The following is a 1,995-nucleotide window of genomic DNA, read 5'->3' on the forward strand; positions in this document are numbered from 1 at the left end:
TCGACACGCCGGTGTTTGGTTGGTTTTCCGGGGGTTTGTGGGGTGTTTGGTGGTGGTGGGGTTGCGTGGGTGTGGGTGGTGGTGTATGTTGTTCTCTTGCTGCCGCTCGCCGGCCGGCTTCCTTCGGGGGGTTTGGTTTTGTCGGGTGTGTGGTGGTGGTTTGAGAACTCAAGAGCGTGTCTGTACTACTTCTTTTATAGTCAATGATTGCCAGTCCGGTCCCCGCTTCCGTGTGGGGTGTTTTGATTGTCCTGCGGGGGAGTCCGCGAGGGCGGTTGATGGGGGTCGGGGTTTTCGTGCGAGTCGCCTTTCCTTATTAGGCGACCGTCAATTATTTTGTGAGAGTCTGTTTTTGGCTTTCCGCATTGTTTTTTTGTGGAGGGTTCGATTCTGGCTCAGGATGAACGCTGGCGGCGTGCTTAACACATGCAAGTCGAACGGGATCCTGCGGGCTTTGCTTGCGGGTGAGAGTGGCGAACGGGTGAGTAATGCGTGACCAACCTGCCCCATGCTCCGGAATAGCTCCTGGAAACGGGTGGTAATGCCGGATGCTCCCGCGCCCCGCATGGGGTGTGGGGAAAGCTTTCGTGGCATGGGATGGGGTCGCGTCCTATCAGCTTGTTGGCGGGGTGAGGGCCCACCAAGGCGTTGACGGGTAGCCGGCCTGAGAGGGCGACCGGCCACATTGGGACTGAGATACGGCCCAGACTCCTACGGGAGGCAGCAGTGGGGAATATTGCACAATGGGCGCAAGCCTGATGCAGCGACGCCGCGTGCGGGATGGAGGCCTTCGGGTTGTAAACCGCTTTTGTTTGGGAGCAAGCCCTTCGGGGTGAGTGTACCTTTCGAATAAGCACCGGCTAACTACGTGCCAGCAGCCGCGGTAATACGTAGGGTGCGAGCGTTATCCGGAATTATTGGGCGTAAAGGGCTCGTAGGCGGTTCGTCGCGTCCGGTGTGAAAGTCCATCGCTTAACGGTGGATCCGCGTCGGGTACGGGCGGGCTGGAGTGCGGTAGGGGAGACTGGAATTCCCGGTGTAACGGTGGAATGTGTAGATATCGGGAAGAACACCAATGGCGAAGGCAGGTCTCTGGGCCGTTACTGACGCTGAGGAGCGAAAGCGTGGGGAGCGAACAGGATTAGATACCCTGGTAGTCCACGCCGTAAACGGTGGATGCTGGATGTGGGGCCCTTCCACGGGTCCCGTGTCGGAGCCAACGCGTTAAGCATCCCGCCTGGGGAGTACGGCCGCAAGGCTAAAACTCAAAGAAATTGACGGGGGCCCGCACAAGCGGCGGAGCATGCGGATTAATTCGATGCAACGCGAAGAACCTTACCTGGGCTTGACATGTTCCCGACGGCGGCGGAGACGTCGCTTCCCTTCGGGGCGGGTTCACAGGTGGTGCATGGTCGTCGTCAGCTCGTGTCGTGAGATGTTGGGTCAAGTCCCGCAACGAGCGCAACCCTCGCCCCGTGTTGCCAGCGCGTCATGGCGGGAACTCACGGGGGACCGCCGGGGTTAACCCGGAGGAAGGTGGGGATGACGTCAGATCATCATGCCCCTTACGTCCAGGGCTTCACGCATGCTACAATGGCCGGTACAGCGGGATGCGACATGGTGACATGGAGCGGATCCCTGAAAACCGGTCTCAGTTCGGATCGGAGCCTGCAACCCGGCTCCGTGAAGGCGGAGTCGCTAGTAATCGCGGATCAGCAACGCCGCGGTGAATGCGTTCCCGGGCCTTGTACACACCGCCCGTCAAGTCATGAAAGTGGGCAGCACCCGAAGCCGGTGGCCTGACCCGTTCGCGGGGGGGAGCCGTCTAAGGTGAGGCTCGTGATTGGGACTAAGTCGTAACAAGGTAGCCGTACCGGAAGGTGCGGCTGGATCACCTCCTTTCTACGGAGAATATCATTTTGGTGCCTGGCATGGTGTCGCGGGGGTCGTCCCTGCGTGTGCCGGGCGTGCTGGCGTGGAACGGTCGTTGCGCCC

The 1,995-nt window shown here is 60.3% G+C and carries 1 rRNA gene; it reads left to right on the forward strand.

The annotated features are described in order from the left end of the window. The first annotated feature begins 372 nt into the window (after nucleotides 1–372). A 16S ribosomal RNA gene (locus BBOU_RS01000) occupies nucleotides 373–1,902 on the forward strand. Nucleotides 1,903–1,995: the final 93 nt, after the last annotated feature.

The organism is Bifidobacterium boum (assembly GCF_000741535.1).
Lineage (GTDB): Bacteria > Actinomycetota > Actinomycetes > Actinomycetales > Bifidobacteriaceae > Bifidobacterium > Bifidobacterium boum.